Source organism: Streptomyces sp. iso_384, assembly GCF_056172905.1.
In genome coordinates, this window is record NZ_JBWBTT010000001.1 from 623503 (window position 1) to 642037 (window position 18535).

Genomic DNA, 18535 nt, shown 5'->3' on the forward strand with positions numbered 1-18535 from the left:
GCACGGGCCGCCCGCATCGGACGCCAGGTGGAGCCGGTGTCGGACCAGGGGAGGACGGCGACTGCCGGGCGGGGGAGAGCGGCGACTGCCCGGCGGCGGGGAGGGCGGACGTGATTCCGGCGGCCGGTGCGCCGATGCCGATGTTGATGTCGATGCCCTTGTCGGCGCCGGTATCGGTGCCGGCGCCGGGGGACGTCCGTGCCGTTCGGGCCGGGCGATTTCGGCCAGTGAAACAGGTACTGCCGCACTGTTTCTGGTGGTTCGTCCCCATCCCCTCGACCGGTACCGGCCACCTCTGCGTGGTCCAGACCATTGACTTGGACTGCCCCCTCCTCCTACCGTGACCGTTGCCCGGGGCCGAGGTCGCGGGGGAGGCCGGAACACGTCACTGCCACCCCCCGCGCTGCTTTCTGACGACCCGTCGGCAACTGCGTCCGGTGCTGCCCGCCGTCCTCGGCGGTGCCGTCACCAACGGTCGGCACACAGGGGAGCACCGCACATGATCGGTACGGCCGGTGAAACCGGGGCGGACACTTACGACAGTGCCGACGCGGGCCAGGGGGGTGGTGAGGGGCTGCCGTTGAGCCCGGCGCAGGAACGCCTGTGGTTCCTCCAGCAGTTGGAGCCCGACGACGCCTCGTACAACATCCCGCTCGTGCTCCGGCTGACCGGTGCGCTCTCCGAACCGGCGCTGCGCGCCGCGTTCGACGGGACCGCCGCCCGGCACGAGGCCCTGCGCACCCGGTTCCCGGACCGGGACGGGCGGCCCGCCGCGCTCGTCGGGCCGCCCGCGCCCGTGCCCGTCGAGAGCGTCGACCTGCGCGGCCGCCCCACGGACGCGGCCCGGCTGCTGGCGGAGCGGACCAACGCCGCCTTCGACCTCGCGCGGGGGCCGCTGCTGCGGGTGAGCCTGCTGCGCACGGACGAGGACGAGCATCTGCTGTGCCTGGTCCTCCACCACATCGTCGCCGACGGCTGGTCGCTGAACCTGCTGCGCACCGAGCTGGCCACCCGCTACGCCGCGCACGCCGACGGCCGCTCCGTCGAGCTGCCCGAGCTGCTCCCGTACACCGAATACGCCCGCAGGGAACGCGAGTTCGCCGAGGGGGCCGAGGGTTCCGATGCGGAGGCCGCGCTCGCCCACTGGCGCGAGCGGCTCGCGGGCGCCCCGGTGCTCGATCTGCGGCCGACGGTGGCGGAGGGGACCGGGGTCACCGGCGGGGCGTTCCACACCCGGCGGATCGCCGGGGCGGGCGCGGCGGTCGACGCACTGGCCCGGCAGAAGCGGTGCACGCCGTTCATGGTGCTGCTCGCCGCCTACCAGGTCCTGCTGCACCGCTGGACCCGGCAGGACGACTTCTGCGTCGGGGTGCCGGCGGCCGGCCGGAACGAGCCCGAACTCGAAGAGCTGATCGGCTACTTCTCCACCACGCTCGTGCTGCGCGCCGAGCTCGCCGGTTCGCCGTCCTTCGGCGAGCTCCTGCGGCGCGTCCGCCGGTCCGCGCTGGCCGGATTCACCCATGACCGCGTGCCGTTCGAGCGGCTCATCGACGAGCTGGGCATCGAGCGCCGCCTGGGCGTCAGCCCGCTCTTCCAGACCCTGCTGACCGTCCACACCCAGGACGAACAGGGCAGCGGTGAGCGCAACTTCGCGGGGTTGCGGTGTGCCGACGCCGACGCCGACGGCGGTCACGCGGCCGGAAAGGTCGAGGTGATGCTCGACCTGCGCCGTGAGGGCGACGACCTGATCGCGGTGTTCGGCTACCGCACCGACCTCTACGACGACGCCTGGGTCACCCGGTTCGCCCGGCACTTCGAGACGCTGCTGCGCGGCGCGCTGGCCGACCCGGACGCGCCGGTGTCCGAACTGCCGCTCCTCGCGCGGTCCGAGGTGGACGAGCTGCTGGCCCTGGGCACCGGGGCGCAGGTTCCGGCGGCCGACGCCGAGGCGCTGCCCGCCGCTCTGGGCCGCGCGGCCGAGACGTACGGCGACCGGACGGCGGTGCGCGACGCGTCGGGCGAGCGGTCGGGCGAGCAGGCGGGAATGCGGTCGGGGGAGCAGTCGGGAAAGCATTCGGGGGAGCTGACGTACCGCGGTCTGTGGGCGGCGGCCGGGGCGCTCGCAGTGCGGCTGCGGGAGGCGGGCGTACGGGGCGGGGACGTCGTCGGCGTCCTGCTGCCGCGCGGTACGCGGGCGGTCACCGCGATGCTGGCCGCCTGGCGGGCGGGCGCGGCCTATCTGCCACTGGACCCCGCCTACCCGGCGGCCCGCCTGGAGTTCATGGTCGCGGACACCGGCGTACGCGTGGTCGTGGCGGGCCCGGACGAGACCGAGGCCGGGGCCATCGGCGCGGGCCTTGCGGAGCGGGTCACCGTGCTCGCGCCGTGCGGCCCGGACGGAACCGGCGTGCCCGACCCGCGCTGGGAGGCGGGCCCGGACGACCCCGCGTACGTCATTCACACCTCCGGCTCCACCGGAACGCCCAAGGGCGTCGTCGTCCCGCACCGCGCGCTCGCCGCCCGGGTCGGCTGGATGCGGGAGAACTACGGCATCACGGCGGACGACGAGGTGCTCCAGTTCGCCTCCTTGAGCTTCGACACCCACGCCGAGGAGATCTACCCGGCGCTCACCGCCGGAGCCCGCCTGGTCGTCGCCGGATCCGACAGCACCCTCCCGGACCACCTCCGGCTCGCCGCCGCCGGAGGGGGCCGCGGACCCACCGTCCTGGACCTGCCCACGCCGTACTGGCACGAGCTCGTCGACGACCTCGGCGCGATCGCCCGGCCGCCGGGCCTGCGGCTGCTGATCCTCGGCGCGGACCAGGTGCAGCAGCGCGCGGTCGCCGCCTGGCGGGCCCGCTTCGGAGACACCGTGCGGGTGGTCAACTCCTACGGCCCCACCGAGACCACCGTCATCGCCGCCACCGCCGAACTCGGCCGCGCCGACGCGATCCACCGCCCGCCCATCGGCAGCCCGGTCGGCGGCACCACGCTCACCGTCTGCGACGCGCTGGGCCGGCTCATGCCGTACGGAGCGCCCGGCGAACTCCACGTGGGCGGCGCGGGGGTGACGTACGGCTACGGCGGCAGGCCAGGCGCCACCGCGCGGGCCTTCGTGCCCGATCCGTACGGCCCGCCGGGCGCCCGCCGCTACCGCACCGGCGACCTGGTCCGGTGGCGGGCGGACGGGCGGCTGGAGTTCCTCGGCCGCATCGACGACCAGGTCAAGGTGCGCGGCTTCCGCGTCGAGCCCGGCGAGGTGGAGACCGCGCTGCTGGCCCTGGACGGAGTCGGCCGGGCCGTGGTGACCGTACGGGACGAGGCGCTGGTCGGATACGTGGTGCCGGAACGGGACGGCGGTGATCGTCCGGAGGACCGTGATCGTCCCGAGGCCCTGGGCGGCGGTGGTGATCCGGAGGTCCCGGGCGACGGTGGGCGACGGCTTGCGGCGGGGGCTCTGCGCGCCGCTCTGGCCGCCGTGCTCCCCGCCCACCTGGTCCCGAACTCCCTGGTCGTCCTGGACGCCCTGCCGCTGACCCCGAACGGCAAGGTGGACCGCCGCGCCCTGCCCGCGCCCGAGCAGCGGCCCGACCTCGGACCCGGTTACGTGGCCCCGCGCACCGATGCGGAGGGGCTCGTCGCCGAGGTGTGGGCCGAGGTGCTGGGCCTGGACCGGGTCGGCGCGCTGGACGACTTCTTCGACCTCGGCGGCCACTCGCTCCTGGCCACCCGCGTCGTCGCCCGGATCCGGGCGGCCGCCGGTCTGTCGGTGCCGCTGCGGGCGCTGTTCGCCCACCGCACCGCCGAGGCGTTCGCGGTCGCGGTGGAGGACCTGCTGCTGGCGGAGATCGAAGCGCTGACCGACGAGGACGCCGAGCACATGCTCGCGGCCGAGTCCGGCCCGGAGAGAAACGGAACGACCACGGCATGAGCAGCACCGAGGCACACCCGACGGATGGCGCCCGGGACGGCGACGCGAGACCCGGTGGCAGGCCCGCCGCCCCGCTCTCCGACGCCAAGCGCGCCCTGCTCGCCCAGCGGCTGCGCGGCCGCGCCCGCCCTGTGCAGGCCGTGCCGAGACGTCCCGAAGGCACCGTGCCGCCGCTCTCCTTCGCCCAGGAACGCCTCTGGTTCATGGAGCAGTTCGCGCCCGGCACCGCCGCGTACAACATCCCGGTCGCCCGCCGGCTGCGCGGACCGCTGGACCGCCCCGCCCTGCAACGGGCTCTCGACGCGGTGATCGCCCGCCACGAGACGCTGCGCTCCCGCTACCCGGCCACCGACGACGGCCGCCCGGTCCTGGAGATCGCCGCACCCGCACCGTTCGATCTGCGCACCGCCGACGCGGACGACGAGGAGCACACGGCCCGGCTCGTCGACGAACTCGGAGCCCTGCCGTTCGATCTGGTCACCGGCCCGCTGATCCACGGGCTGCTGGTCCGCATCGCCGACGACGACCACGTCCTCCTCCTCGTCGTGCACCACAGCGTCAGCGACGGCTGGTCCAGCGAGGTGCTGGTCTCCGAGGTGCTGCGCGGCTACACCGCGTACACGACCGGCGGACCGGACCTGCTGGCCGAACTGCCTCTCCAGTACGGCGACTTCGCGCTCTGGCAGCGCGACCGGCTGACCGGCGGCCGACTGGCCGACGAGGTCGCGTACTGGGCCGGCGAGCTGTCCGGGGTCCGGCCGCTGGAGCTGCCGACGGCCCGGCCGCGACCCGAGCGCCAGACCTTCGACGGCGCGGGGTTCGGCTTCGACATCGACCGGGATCTCCTCGACCGGCTCACCGCCCTCGGCAAGCAGCACGGCGCGACCGTGCACATGGTGCTGCTCGCCGCGTTCCAGCTGGTGCTGTCCCGTATCTCCGGGCAGCGGGACTTCGCCGTCGGCTCGCCGGTGGCCGGGCGTCCGGAGCCCGAACTCGAAGGTCTCGTCGGGATGTTCGTCAACGTCCTGGCGCTCAGGGCAAGGCTGGACGGCGACCCGACCTTCATCGAACTCCTCGGCCGGACCCGGGAGACCTGCCTGGAGGCGTACGCCCACCAGGAGCTGCCGTTCGCCCAGCTGGTGTCCGAGCTGAACGTCGAACGGGACGTGACGCGTTCACCGGTGTTCCAGGCGGTGCTGGCGATCCAGAACTACGCCGCTGCCGTCCCGCAGGCAGAACTCGCCCTGGACGTAGAGCCGTTCGGGCTGCATGCCGCCGGGACCCGGTTCGACCTGGAGCTGTTCCTGATGGAGTGGCCCGGCGGGCTGCGCGGTGCGTTCAACTACAACACCGACCTCTTCGACGAGTCCGGCATCGCCCGGATCGCCGACAGCCTCGACCGCCTGCTGCACGCCGTCGCCGACCGGCCCGGCCTGCCGGTCTCCGCGCACGACGTCCTGGACCCCGTCGAGCGGACCCGGATGCTCGACACGTGGAACGACACGGCCGTCGCCCTCCCGGACGACGCGACCCTGACCGGCCTCGTCGCCGAGCAGATCGCCCGTACGCCGGACGCCGTCGCCGTCGGCTTCGGCGGCGAGACGCTGACGTACGCCGAACTGGACCGGGCCGCCGAGCGGATCGCGCGCCGCCTGGCCCGCGAAGGCGTCGGCCCCGGAAGCCTGGTGGCGGTCAGCGCCGAGCGCTCGCCCGACCTGCTCCCGGGCCTCCTCGGCGTCCTCAGGACCGGTGCCGCCTACACCCCGCTTGACCCCGAGTACCCCGCAGAACGGCTGGCTTTCATGCTCGCGGACAGCGGTGCGGAGGTGCTTCTCAGCCAGCGCCGGGTGCCGGTGCCCGAAGGGTGCGCGGCGCGTGTCCTGCTGCTGGACGACCCGGCGGAGTGGGACGGCGACGCCGACGGCGGCCCCGGCGGCGACGGCGTGCGCCCTGTGGGTCCGGCCGCCGACGACCTCGCGTACATGATCTACACCTCCGGCTCCACCGGCCGCCCCAAGGGCGTGCCCAACACCCACCGGGCCATCGCCAACAGGCTGCTGTGGATGGCCCGTACGTACGGCCTCACGCCGGCCGACGCCGTCCTCCAGAAGACGCCGACCGGCTTCGACGTCTCGGTCTGGGAGCTGTTCCTGCCGCTGATCACCGGGGCCAGGGTGGTCGTCGCACAGCCCGGCGGGCACAAGGACGCCGCGCATCTGCGCGACACCATCGCCGACCACGGCGTCACCGTCGCGCACTTCGTGCCCGCCATGCTCGACGTGTTCCTCGCCGAGGACGACGTGGAGCGCTGCACCACCTTGCGCCGGGTCGTGTGCAGCGGCGAGGAGCTGGCCCCGCACACCGCCCGCGCGTTCACCTCCCGGCTGCCGCACTGCGCACTCGCCAACCTGTACGGGCCGACCGAGGCGGCCGTCGACGTGACCAGCTGGGAGTGCGCGGGCGACCTCGCCGTCGTGCCGATCGGCGCACCGGTCGACAACACCCGGCTGTACGTCCTCGACGCCGACCTGCGCCCTGTCCCCGTCGGCACGCCCGGCGAACTCCACATCGGCGGCGTCCAGGTCTCCGTCGGCTACCACCGCAGACCCGGCCTGACCGCCGCACGCTATGTCCCCGACCCCTTCGGCCCGCCCGGCGCCCGCCTCTACCGCACCGGAGACCTGGCCCGGTGGCGGGCGGACGGTCAGCTGGAGCACCTGGGCCGGATCGACCAGCAGGTCAAGATCCGGGGCCTGCGCATCGAGCCCGGCGAGATCGAGGCCGCGCTCCGCGCCGAGGCGGGCATCACCGCCGCGGCCGTGATCGTCCGCGAGGACAACCCGGGCGACAAGCGCCTGGTGGCGTACGTGGTGCGCGCAGCGGACGCGGACCGGGAGGCGGGTAGAGACCCAGACGCGGACACCGATCTCGACCCCGCCCTCCTGCGCACCGCCCTGCGCCGCACACTCCCCGACTACATGGTCCCGGCCGCCTTCGTCACGCTCGACGCCCTCCCGCTCACCCCCAACGGCAAGCTCGACCGCCGCGCCCTGCCCGCGCCGCAGGCCCGCCGTACCGGTGGCGCGGTGGCCGCGCCGGAGACCGCCACCCAGCAGGTGCTGGCCGAGATCTGGGCCGAGATCCTGAATCTGCCCGAAGTCGGCGTCGACGACGACTTCTTCGACCTCGGCGGCCACTCGCTTCTCGCCACCCAGGTCATCGCCCGCGCCCGCAGACGCCTGCCGGAGGCCGGAGCGCGGCCGGTCAGCGTCATGGACCTGTTCACCTCCCGTACGGTCCGGGAACTCGCCGCCCTGGCCGACCTGGACGAGTCCGAGCGCGGCCCGCGCCATCTGCTCCACCGGCTCACCCGCCCCACGCCGCCCGCCGACCGGACCCTCTCCTTCGTCTGTGTCCCGTACGGCGGCGGCAGCGCGGTCGTCTACCAGCCGGTCGCCGACGAACTGCCCGCCGGATACGACCTGTGGTCCGTGGCCATCCCGGGCCACGACATGGGCGTCACCGAGGAACACCTGGCCTTCGACGAACTGGCCGGGAAGATCGCCGACGAGATACGCGAACGGGTCGAGGGACCGGTCGCGCTGTACGGGCACTGCGCCGTCGGCAGCGCGCTGACCGTCGCCGTCGCCCGGCTCCTCGAAGGTGCGGGCCGGGAGGTGGAGGCCGTCTACATCGGGGCCCAGTTCCCGTTCGCCCGGCCGCGCGGCCGGGTGCTGGGCCTGCTGAGCCGGATCTCCGCGCTCGACCCGCTGCTCAGCGACCGCGTCTACTTCACCTGGCTGCGCTCCATGGGGGCCGAGGTCGGCGACCTCGACGAAGCCCAGATGACGTTCATGATCGGCAACATGCGCGCCGACTCCCGCGCGGCGGAGGAGTACTTCACCGACGTGCTGGCCGAGGTCGAGGCGGGCGGGGCACTGCTGCGGGCCCCGGTGATCTCGGTGATCGGCAACCGCGATCCGGCGACCGACTTCCACCGGGAGCGCTACCGCGAATGGCAGATGCTCGCGGAGCGTTCGGCGCTGGCGGTCCTGGACGAGGGCGGCCACTTCTTCCTCAAGTACCGGGCCCGGGAGCTCGTCGAGATCCTCACGCGCACGCACGCGGCGGTCGCGGCCGGTCCGGATGCCGTACGGGCGCTGCCGCAGGAGGCGGACGACGGGCCGTGGTGGTTCCACGAGGTGAGCGGGAAGGGCGGGAAGCGGACCGAGGCAGCTGACGCGGCGCACGAGAACCTGGCGCCGGAGGAGACCGAGCAGGCCGAGCGGGCCGAGCAGGTCGCCCATGCCGGCCCGCCGCCCGGCATGGGCCGCTTCCTGGCCGTCGCCTTCGGCCAGCTGCTCTCCATCACCGGCTCCGCGCTCACCGAGTTCGCACTGCCGGTGTGGATCTACATGGAGACCGGCTCGATGGGCAAGTACGCCCTCTACGCCGTCATCGGCATGCTGCCCGGCATCCTCGTCGGACCGCTGGCCGGAGCCGTCGTCGACCGGCTCGACCGCCGCCGCGTCATGCTGACGAGCGACGTGGTCGCCGGCTCCACCCAGGCGGCGCTGCTCACGCTCCTGCTGAGCGGCAACCTCGCCTCCTGGCACATCTACACCCTGCTCGGGCTGCTGTCGGTCGCGCTCACCTTCCAACGCCTCGCGTACGCCTCCTCCGTACCGCAGCTGGTGCCCAAGCAGTACCTCGGCCACGCCAACGGCATCACGCAAATGGCCTTCGGTTTCGCGCAGTTCATCGTTCCGCTGGCGGCGGTGGCGCTGATGGCCGGGATCGGGCTGAAGGGCATCCTCATCCTCGACGTCGTCAGCTACACCATCGCCATCGGTGTGCTGTCGTTCGTGAAGTTCCCGAAGACGCTGCCGTGGACGCGGCGGGAGTCGCTGGTCGCGGAGATCAAGCACGGCTTCGCCCACTCCTGGCGCAACCGCGGCTTCCGGACCATGCTCCTGTGGTTCGCGGCGCTGAACATCTTCCTGTCCCCACTGTTCCTGCTGGTCACGCCCTTGGTGCTGTCGTTCGACTCGCTGGAGGCGGTGGCCCGGATCTCGGTGGCCGGAGGGGCGGGCGCGATTCTCGGCGGCATCGCGATGGGCTTCTGGGGCGGCCCGCAGCGCAACCGGATGCGCGGCATGCTGGGCCTGGCCGGGCTGCTCGCGGTGGCCTGTGCGCTGGTCGGGGTCCGGGCGGACCTGTGGATCATCGGCGTCGGCGCGTTCGGGATGTCCTGCGCGCTGTCGATGGTGAACGGCGTCTACACGACGATCGTCCAGATCAAGGTCCCGCAGCGGTTCCACGGCCGGGTGTTCGCGTTGAACACGCTGGTCGCCTGGTCCACCCTGCCGATCGGGCACGGGATCATCGCGCCGGTCGGCTCGTCGGTCTTCGGCCCGATGTTCGAGGACGGCGGTTCGCTGACCTCGACGGTCGGAGCCCTCATCGGTACGGGGCCGGGGCGCGGGATCGGGTTCATGTACCTGCTGTTCGGCGCGGCCATGCTGGCCCTGGTGGTGATCGGCCTCCGGCTGCCGGTGCTGGCCCGCTTCGACCTCGACGTCCCGGACGCGTTGCCGGACGACCTGGTCGGCATCCAGGAGCGCGAACGCCGGGCAAGGGAGGCGCGGCAGGCGCGGGAGGTGGAGGACGTACGTGACGCACGGAACCCACGGGCCGCACAGGACGCACAAGCCCTCCAGGGCACGCAGGACGCACAGGGCGCCAAGGCCGTCCTGGAGGACGTCCGATGACCACCACCCCGCGCCCGCCCGGGAGTTCGTCCAGGCCGCCGGCCGGGCGTCCGGCCTCCCGGGCCGCCATCACAGCCACCGCCCCACGCAGCCTTCCGGCCCTGCTCGGCCACCGTGCCGCCGCCGACCCCGGCCGCACCGCGCTGATCTGCGGCCCCCGCACCCTGACCTTCGGCGCGTGGCACGAGCGGGCCGAGGCGCTCGCCGCCGGGCTGCGGAGCCGGGGCCTCGGGCCGGGGGCGCGGGTCGTGCTCCGCTACGGCAGCGGCGACTGGATCGCGTACGCCGTCGCGTACTGCGGTGTCCTGCGCGCCGGTTGTGTCGCCGTACCGCTCTCGGACCGGCAGGCCCCGGCGACCGCCGCCCATGTCCTCGCGGACAGCGGGGCCGCGGCCGTACTGCGCCCGTCCGGGGCGGTTTTGCCCTCCGGCCTGCTCCCGCCAGGAGTGTGGTCGGCCACGGCGGAGGAGATCGAGGCGACGGGGGCAGCGCCGCCCGGCACGGAGCCGCTCGCGGAGCCCGGCCCCGCCTCCCTCGCCGAGCCGCTCGCGGAGCCCGGCCCCGCCTCCCTCGCCGAGCCGCTCGCGGAGCCAGGCCCCGCCGACCTCGCGGAGCCGCTCGCCGAGCCCGCCCCCGCCTCCCTCGCCCAGATCCTCTACACCTCCGGCACCACCGGCAGGCCCAAGGGCGTCACCGCCACCCACGGCAACCTGGCGTACGGCTGCACGCTCGACGAACGCCGCCGTCCGCTCCGGCACTCCCGCCACTTCCTGCACGCCTTCCCCGTCGGCACCAACGCCGGGCAGACGATGCTGGTCAACGCCCTCGACTCCGCCGCCACCGCCGTGGCCGCACCGCAGTTCACCCCGGGCCGGTTCGCGCGGCTCATCGAGGAGTACGGGGTCGGCAGCGTGTTCCTGGTGCCGGCGATGGCCATCGAACTGCTCGGCTCCGAGGCCGCCCGCCGGTACGCCACCGACAGCGTCCGGCTCGTCGGCTCGACCGCCGCCGCCCTCCCCGGGCCCGTCGCCCTCGGCCTCGCCCGCGCCTTCCCGCGCGCCCAGGTCGTCAACTACTACACCTCCACCGAGGCCGCCCCCGCCCAGATCACCCTGCTCTTCGACCCCGACCGCCCCGACTCCCCGGGGCGCCCCGCCTCCCTGCGCGACCTGCGGATCACCGCCCCCGACGGGACCCCGCTGCCGCCCGGCGAACCGGGCGAGGTCCGGCTCCGCACCCCGGCCGCGCCCCGCGCCTACCTCGGCGAGGACGCCGCCCGGTCGGAGGTCTTCCAGGGCCACTGGGTACGGATGGGCGACCTCGGGCGGCTGGACGAGGACGGGTATCTGCATCTGCTCGACCGGGAGCGGGACGTCATCAAGTCCGGTGCGTACAAGGTCTCCACGCTCCAGGTGGAGGACGCGCTGCACGCCCATCCGGCGGTGGCGGACGCGGCGGCGTTCGGTGTTCCGCACCCCGTCCTGGGTGCGGTCGTCGCCGCCGTGGTCGTGCCGCGCGGCGAGCTGGCCGTGCCGGAGCTGCGGACCTTCCTGCTCGACCGGCTGGCGGCCCACGAACTCCCGGCCCGCCTGCTGTTCCGCCCCTTCCTGCCGCGCAACGAGGGCGGCAAGATCCTCAAGCGCGAGCTGCGCCTGCTCCTGGACGACGAGGCCCTGCGATGACGAACCCGACGACGTCTCCCTCTCCTTCCGTTTCCTTCTCTGCCTCTCCCGAACTCGCCCTCGGGCCGGCCCAGCACGGGATGTGGGTCACCGAACAGGTGCTGCGGCCCGGCGCGGCGCACCACCTCGCGGTGACCGCGCGGTTCGCCGTGCCGCCCGATCCGGCCGCACTCGACGCCGGCTGCGCCCGCCTGCTCGCACGGCATCCGGTGCTGGCGTCGCGGCTGGACCCGGAGGGCCCCGCGCTCGCTCCGGCCACCGGCCGCGCGCCCGAACTGCGCCGGCTGACGTGTGCCCCGGACGAACTCGACGCGCTCCTCGCGCAGGAGAGCGCCCGGCCCTTCGACCTGGCCGCCGGTCCGCTCGTACGGTTCGCGCTCGTGACGGCCGGGGACGCCGGCCCGGTGCTGCACACCGTGGTCCACCACCTGGTGTTCGACGGCACGTCGAAGGACGTCCTGCTCGCGGAGATCCTCGGCGCGGAGACGACCGCCGATCTGCCGCCGAACGAGCCCGCCGAGCCGACAGCCGAAGAAGCGGCCGCAGCGGCGGAGTTCTGGGCCGGTCGCTGGTCCGACCCGGCCGCGCCCGTGCTCCCCGGCCTTCCGCCCTCCGTACGCGACACCACCGCTCCGGCACCGGGCTCCGCCGTCCCCTTCACGCTCGACGGCCCGCTCCACTCCCGGATCACCGACACCGCGCGGTCGCTCGGCGTCACCCGCTTCGAACTGCTCCTGGCGCTCTGGCACACGCTGCTGTTCCGCTACGGCGACCGAGCACCCGTCACCGCACTGGAACTCTCCACCAGACGCCCGGGAAGCCCCGACCACATCGGCCTGTACGTCAACGAGCTGCCGCTCTTCAGCCGGCCCGGCCAGGACCGGCCGTTCGCCGACTTCGTCCGGGACGTCCGCGCCGAGCTGCGGGCCCTCTACGACCACCGCACGGTCCCCCTCGGCCGTGCCGTGCGCGGCGGCCTCACCCCGCGCACCGCGCTCACACCGCTCTCGGTCAGCTACCGCCGCCGCACCGGCTGGGAGGCGCGGGAAGCACCGGACGTCGCCGTGGACTGGATCGGCTTCACGCACTCCGTCCGCAATCTGGCGCACCTCCAGCTCGTGGAGGGGCCGGACGGGGTGGACGGCTCGTTGCAGCACCGGACCGACGCCTTCGCGCCCGGCGCGCCCGCCCGGATCGTCGGCCACTTCCGCACCCTGCTCGACGCGGTGCTCACCGCGCCGGACACCCGCCTCGCCGACCTGCCGCTGCTGGCGGGCGACGAGCTGGACCGGGCGCTGTACGCGGGCAACAGCACGCCCCCGGCCCGCTCGGCGGACGCCACGGTGTGGGCGATGTTCGCGGGACGGGCGGCGGCTGCCCCGTCCGCCGTGGCCGTGGTCACGCCGGACGGAACGGAACTCTCGTACGGCGAACTCCACGCGACCGCGAGGGCGTTCGCGGACCGGCTGGCCGCCGAGGGCATTGGTCCCGGTGATCTCGTGGGCGTCCAGGTGGCCCGGTCGTCGAGCGAACTGACAGCTGTGCTCGGTACGTTGGCGGCTGGGGCGGCCTACGTACCGCTGGATCCCGGCTATCCGGCCGACCGGCTCGCCTTCGTCCGCGCGGACGCGCGCCTGGCCGCACTGGTCGTCGAAGGGCCCGTGCCGGACGGGCTGCCCGACGGCCTGCCGGTGCTGCTCCTGGAGCGCGGGGCGTACCCGGAGCACGGGGCGTCCCCGGAGCGCCGGGGGGCTCCCGTGCCGCCGCGTGACCGGTCGCCCGCTCCGGCCGCCGGGGATCCCGCGTACGTCCTCTACACCTCCGGCTCCACCGGCCGGCCCAAGGGCGTCGAGGTGCCGCACAGCGCGCTCGCCAACCTCCTCGGCGCGCTGGCCGACCGGCTGGCGGCGGGGCCGCAGGACCGCTGGCTGGGGCTGACCTCGCTGTCCTTCGACATCTCCACCGTGGAACTGCTGCTGCCGCTGACCGCCGGAGCCCGCGTCGTCCTCGTCCCGGAGGAGCGGCAGCGCGACGGCGCCGCCCTGCTGAAGCTGATCGAGGCCCATGACGTCACCCATGTCCAGGCCACGCCGAGCAGCTGGCGGCTGATGCTGGCCGCCGGTCTGCACCGCCCGGGTCTCGTCGGCCTGGCGGGAGGCGAGGCGCTGCCGGAGCCGCTGGCGGCCGAACTGGGCCGATCCGTCGGCAGGCTGATCAATGTCTACGGGCCGACCGAGACCACCGTCTGGTCCACCCTGGCCGAGCTGGGCCCCGGAGACCCGGTCACGATCGGCCGGCCGCTGGCCGCCACCCGGGCGTACGTCCTCGACGCGCACGGCCGGCCCGTGCCGGACGGCGTCCCCGGCGAACTGCACCTGGGCGGCACGGGACTGGCCCACGGCTACCGGGGCCGACCCGGGCTGACCGCCCAGCGCTTCGTGCCGGATCCATGGGGGCCGCCGGGTTCGCGGATGTACCGCACGGGCGATCTGGTGCGCCGACTGCCGGACGGGCGGCTGGAGTTCGCCGGGCGCGTCGACACGCAGATCAAACTGCGCGGCCACCGCATCGAGCTGGGCGAGATCGAGGCCCGGCTGGCCGAACACTCCGCGGTGTCCCAGGCGGTGGTGGTCCTGGACCGCGCGGACGATGCCGAAGGGGCCGGGGAGGCCGGACAGGACCGGCTGGTGGCTTACGTCGTCGGAGCCGGGCAGGAGGCCCCGGCCGCCGACGGCCTGCGCGCCCACCTCGCCCGTACGCTCCCCGCCGCGATGGTCCCCGCCACCTGGGTCCCGCTGTCCGCGCTGCCGCTCACCCCGAACGGCAAGGTGGACCGGGCCCGGCTGCCGCAGGCCCCGAGGACCCGGCCGGAGACCGCCGGGACCCTCGCGGCTGAGGCGGCCGGTGCACCGCCGGCCGGGGCCGCCGCCGTGGTGCGCGACATCTGGCAGGAGGTCCTGCGGCTCGACGACATCGGCCCGGACGAGGACCTCTTCGACCTCGGCGGTCACTCGCTGACGATCACCGCCATCGCCGCCCGGATCCGCAAGCGGCTCGGCGTCGAGGTGCCCCTCGACGTCTTCTTCGACACCCCGACGCTCGCCGAGGTCTCGGCCGTGGTGAGCGAGCTCCAGCAGCAGGAGGAGAGCAGCGATGAGTGACGCAACCGCGTACCAGGTGGTCGTCAACGACGAGGAGCAGCACGCGCTGTGGCCCGCCAGGACCGAACCGCCGGCCGGCTGGCGGGCGGAGGGCTTCTCCGGGTCCGAGGAGGAGTGCATGGCCCATGTCGACCGGGTCTGGACGGACATCCGCCCGCTCGGCCTGCGCCGCCGCCTCGCCGAGCAGGGCCGGTGACGGCCCCGGCCGCCGCCGGGGCCGCGCTGCGGGCACGGATCGCCGCGCTGGTGTCCCGTGCCACCGACGGCGAGGTGACCGAGGCCGAACTGCTCGCCGAGGGCGTCTCGTTGACCGCTCTCGGGGTGACGTCGCTGGCGCTGCTCCGGCTGATCGACGCGGTGGAGGAGGAGTTCGGGATCTTCCTCGACCTCGACGGGCCGTTCCGCTTCCTGGACGACCTCGACGGCCTGGCCGGCCATCTGGCCGAGCTGGGCGTGGAACCGGGCGGCGGCGACCATGGCTGAGACCGCGGTGGAGACAACCCTCACCGGCACCCGCACCGCCACCGGCACCCCCGCCTCCGCCCCCGCCTCTGCCGGAGAGACCATCCCCACCGAGGTGAGCTTCCGTGGCGAGCGGTCCGGGACGGCCCCGCTCACCTGGGGCCAGCGGGCCATCTGGCACGCGATCCGCCGCACCGCGCCGAACGACCACTACTTCAACATCGGCCGCGTCCTGCCCCTGGCCGACCGGGGCCGCCCCGCCACGGTCGCCGCGACGCTGGACGCGCTGGCCCGGCTGATCGAGCGGCACGAGGCGTTGCGGACCCGGCTCGTGCCGGCGGCGGCGGGCGGCGAACCGGCGCAGTGCCTCACGGACACCGGGACGCTGCCCGTGACGATCGCCCCGGCAACCGGCCTGCCGGAGGCGGCGGCCGAGGCGGAAGCGCTGCTCGACGGGATGTCCGCCACCCGCTTCGACTACCCGGCCGAATGGCCGCTGCGCGCCGCCCTGGTCACCGTCGGCGACCGGGTCACCCATGCCGTGCTGGTGCTGTGCCACCTCGCCGCCGACGGGCACGCCGCCGAGGTCCTCGTACGCGATCTGCGGCTGCTGGTCCGGCGCGGCTCGGCCGGGCGGCCGCCCGCCACCACCCCGCTGGACCTGGCGCGCGACCAGCACGCCGAGCGCGGACGGCGGCGCGGAGCGGCGGCCCTGGAGCACTGGGAGGCGGGCTTCCGGGCCGCGCCGCCGACGATGTTCCCCGAGCCGTGCGCGGAACCCCGCAGCCCGCGCTTCTGGACCGGGCGGATCGTGTCGCCGGCCCTGGCCCGCGCGGTCGCCGCGGTCGCCGCCGCGCACGGGGTCAGCGGCTCCACCGTGCTGCTCACCGCGTCGGCCGCGCTGGTGGCCGCCGGGGAGGGGCACCGTACGGCGGCCGTGATGCCGATCGTCGGCAACCGCACCGCCGAGGCCCTGCGCGACCTGGTCTCCACGCTGTCCCAGGACGGCCTGTTCATCCTCGATCTGGCGGCGGCCGAAAGGAAGCACGACGACGGAGACGGGGCGGCCCGGTTCACGGACCTCCTTCCCGCCGCCCACCGTGCGGCCCTGCGCGCCTACCGGGCCGCCGTGTACGACCCGGTGGAGTGGGACGCGCTCGGCGAGCGGCTGCACACGGAGTACGGGAGCGAGGTGCACCCGTACTGCTGCTTCAACGACATGCGCCTGGTCGAACGGCCCGTGTCCGAAGGCCCGCGGCCGGCCCCGCAGGAGCCGGCGGAGGAGCTGACGGAGGCCCGGCGGCGGACCGCCTTCGGTTTCCCCGCCACCCAGGACCGGGTGGCGTGCCGCTACTGCCTGCACATCACCGAGGAGGGCGACGCGCTGGCGGTCTCGCTGACCGCCGACACCGCGTATCTGCCGCCGGAGGCGATCCGCGCGCACCTGTACGCGATGGAGGAGCTGATCGTCACGAGCGCGGCGGGCGGCCCTCCGCTTGTCGCGGAGCTCCGCGCGCTGCTGGAGACGGCGGAGGGGGACCGGCCATGACCACCGGCGAACCGTTGCGGGCCTGGGCCGACCGGACCTCCTGCGTCCAGGGCGGCCGGCTCGCCTTCCACCTGACGGGGGCGGACCGGTCGACGGCCGTCCGGGTCCGCGTCCTCGACGGGGTGAGCGAGGAACTGCTCCTCACGGCTGCGGCGACCGGCCCCGACTGGACCCTGGACGTCCCGCCGGAGTGGCCCAGCTCGCTCTGCCGCGCCGTCTTCGACGTACCGGGCGAGGACCGGCCGACGACCGACGAGGCCGAGCACGAGGTCTGGTTCGCCGTCCGGGCGGCCCGCCCCGGCACGGCCTCCAGGATCCTCGTCCCGATCCCGTTCGCCACCTGGCGGGCGTACACCCACGCCGGGCAGCCGCACCGGGGCCTCTACTACTCCGAGCAGCCCCACCGCGCCGCCCGGGTCTCCTTCGCCTCGCCCGGCGGCGGCCCGCCGCCCGAGCGCTGGGAGGAGGGGCTGCTGCGCTGGCTGCCGATGGCCGGCCGTCCAGTGGATTTCTGTTCCGGCCTGGACCTTCACGGCGGTGACGAACTCCTCTCCCACTACCGCCTTCTGGTCGTCAACGGCCATGACGAGTACTGGTCGATGGAGATGCGCGACAGCGTCGAGGCGTTCGCGCGGCGCGGCGGCAACGTGGCCTTCTTCGCGGCCAACACCGCCTGGTGGCAGATGCGGCTGGAGGACGACGGCCGCACCATGGTCTGCCACCGGGACGCGCTCACCGACCCGGTGACGGCGACCGACCCGCGCCGGACCACCGTCGAGTGGTCCAGCTCGCCCGTGGACCGCCCGGAGAACACGATGACGGGCCTCAGCTTCCGCCGGGGCGCGGGAGCCTGGGGCGAGGGCATGGCGGTGATGCGCAAGGACGCCTACACGGCCCGGTTCGCCGGGCACTGGGCCTTCGCCGGTACGGGGCTGTCGGACGGCGAACCCTTCGCGCGCGGCGCACTCGGCTACGAGACCGACGCCTGCGACCTGGAGTGGACCGGCGATGTGCCGCGGGCGACGGGCGTGGACGGGACACCGGGCTCGTTCGTCGTCCTCGCCACCGCGGATCTGCGGCACTGGCGGGAGTACGGGCAGGGCGGCGCGGCGACGATGGGCGTCTTCCGGCTCGGCGCGGGCACGGTGTTCAACGCGGGCACGATCAACTGGGGCAGCGTCCTGGCGGACGACCCGGTCGCGGACCGCATCACCCGCAACGTCCTGGACCGGCTCGGCGGGGCGGTTCCCGGCGACGGCTGGGAGGCGGCCGGAGACCCGGACGACGTGCATGCGCTGGCCGTCTGCGCGGGCACCCTGTTCGGCGTCGACGGCCGGGGCCGGCTGCTGTGCCGGGAGCCGTCCGGGCAGAACCTGCCGTGGCGGCCGGCCGGGCACGCTCCCGGGGTGCGGGCGCTGGCCTCGGCGCGCGAGGCGTCCGGCGGGCTGCCGCTGGAGCTGTACGCGGCGACGGAGGACGGCCGGCTGCTGCGCCGCGACCCGGTGCCGGGGCCGGTGCCGGGGGCGCGGGAGTGGGTGGAGGCCGGGACGGTGCCGGCCGGCACGACCGCGCTCGCCCTCTGCGACGCGGGGATCTTCGCCGTGACCCCGCACGACGACAGGCTCCACCACCTCTCCGCGCTCGCGCTCGACGAACCGTGGCAGGTGCTGGGGGACGCGGGCGGGGCGGTGGCGCTGACCACGCTGAACACCAGGCTCTGGGCGGTCACCGCCGACGGCCGGCTGCGCACCCGTCTCCCGGCGGGCCCGGCGGACGGGCCCGCCGCCTTCACGGACAGCGGTGCGCCGGGCCCCTCCCCGGCCACCGGCCACCCGGGCGTCTGCACGGGGCTCGCGGGCCGCGCCGGGAGCCTGTACGCGGCCGTCGCCGGAGGCCCGCTGCTGCTGTGCGCGCGGCCCGCCGTACCGCCCGGCTGATCGGCTTCCGGCACGACGCCGGGCTGCCCGCCGCCGTAGTGT

At 74.8% G+C, this 18535-nt stretch carries 8 protein-coding genes; all 8 read left to right on the forward strand.

Annotated features, from left to right (window positions below):
- Positions 1-499: 499 nt before the first annotated feature.
- Genes AC0VY3_RS02885 through AC0VY3_RS02920 form a run of 8 tightly spaced genes read left to right on the forward strand, consistent with a single transcriptional unit; the run spans position 500 to position 18493 of the window.
- Positions 500-3931 carry an amino acid adenylation domain-containing protein gene (locus tag AC0VY3_RS02885; RefSeq protein ID WP_475548822.1) on the forward strand — a complete coding sequence of 1144 codons (3432 nt, stop codon included), beginning with the start codon at positions 500-502 and terminating at the stop codon, positions 3929-3931.
- A complete protein-coding gene (locus AC0VY3_RS02890; RefSeq protein WP_475548823.1) occupies positions 3928-9702 on the forward strand; it encodes an amino acid adenylation domain-containing protein in 5775 nt (1924 codons plus the stop codon). Before AC0VY3_RS02885 ends, AC0VY3_RS02890 begins: the two co-directional genes overlap by 4 nt.
- On the forward strand, positions 9699-11384 hold the full coding sequence (locus AC0VY3_RS02895) for a class I adenylate-forming enzyme family protein (RefSeq protein WP_475548824.1): 1686 nt from the start codon (positions 9699-9701) through the stop codon (positions 11382-11384). The genes AC0VY3_RS02890 and AC0VY3_RS02895 overlap by 4 nt, the downstream gene beginning before the upstream one ends.
- A complete protein-coding gene (locus AC0VY3_RS02900) occupies positions 11381-14545 on the forward strand; it encodes a non-ribosomal peptide synthetase (RefSeq protein WP_475548825.1) in 3165 nt (1054 codons plus the stop codon). The genes AC0VY3_RS02895 and AC0VY3_RS02900 overlap by 4 nt, the downstream gene beginning before the upstream one ends.
- On the forward strand, positions 14538-14741 hold the full coding sequence (locus AC0VY3_RS02905) for an MbtH family protein (RefSeq protein ID WP_103507884.1): 204 nt from the start codon (positions 14538-14540) through the stop codon (positions 14739-14741). Before AC0VY3_RS02900 ends, AC0VY3_RS02905 begins: the two co-directional genes overlap by 8 nt.
- Complete coding sequence (locus tag AC0VY3_RS02910) at positions 14738-15028, forward strand: phosphopantetheine-binding protein (RefSeq protein WP_103507885.1); 291 nt, start codon at positions 14738-14740, stop codon at positions 15026-15028. The genes AC0VY3_RS02905 and AC0VY3_RS02910 overlap by 4 nt, the downstream gene beginning before the upstream one ends.
- Positions 15021-16556: a condensation domain-containing protein gene (locus tag AC0VY3_RS02915; protein WP_475548826.1), complete on the forward strand. Its 1536-nt coding sequence runs from the start codon at positions 15021-15023 to the stop codon at positions 16554-16556. Before AC0VY3_RS02910 ends, AC0VY3_RS02915 begins: the two co-directional genes overlap by 8 nt.
- On the forward strand, positions 16553-18493 hold the full coding sequence (locus tag AC0VY3_RS02920; RefSeq protein WP_475548827.1) for a N,N-dimethylformamidase beta subunit family domain-containing protein: 1941 nt from the start codon (positions 16553-16555) through the stop codon (positions 18491-18493). Before AC0VY3_RS02915 ends, AC0VY3_RS02920 begins: the two co-directional genes overlap by 4 nt.
- The last annotated feature ends 42 nt before the right edge of the window (positions 18494-18535 follow it).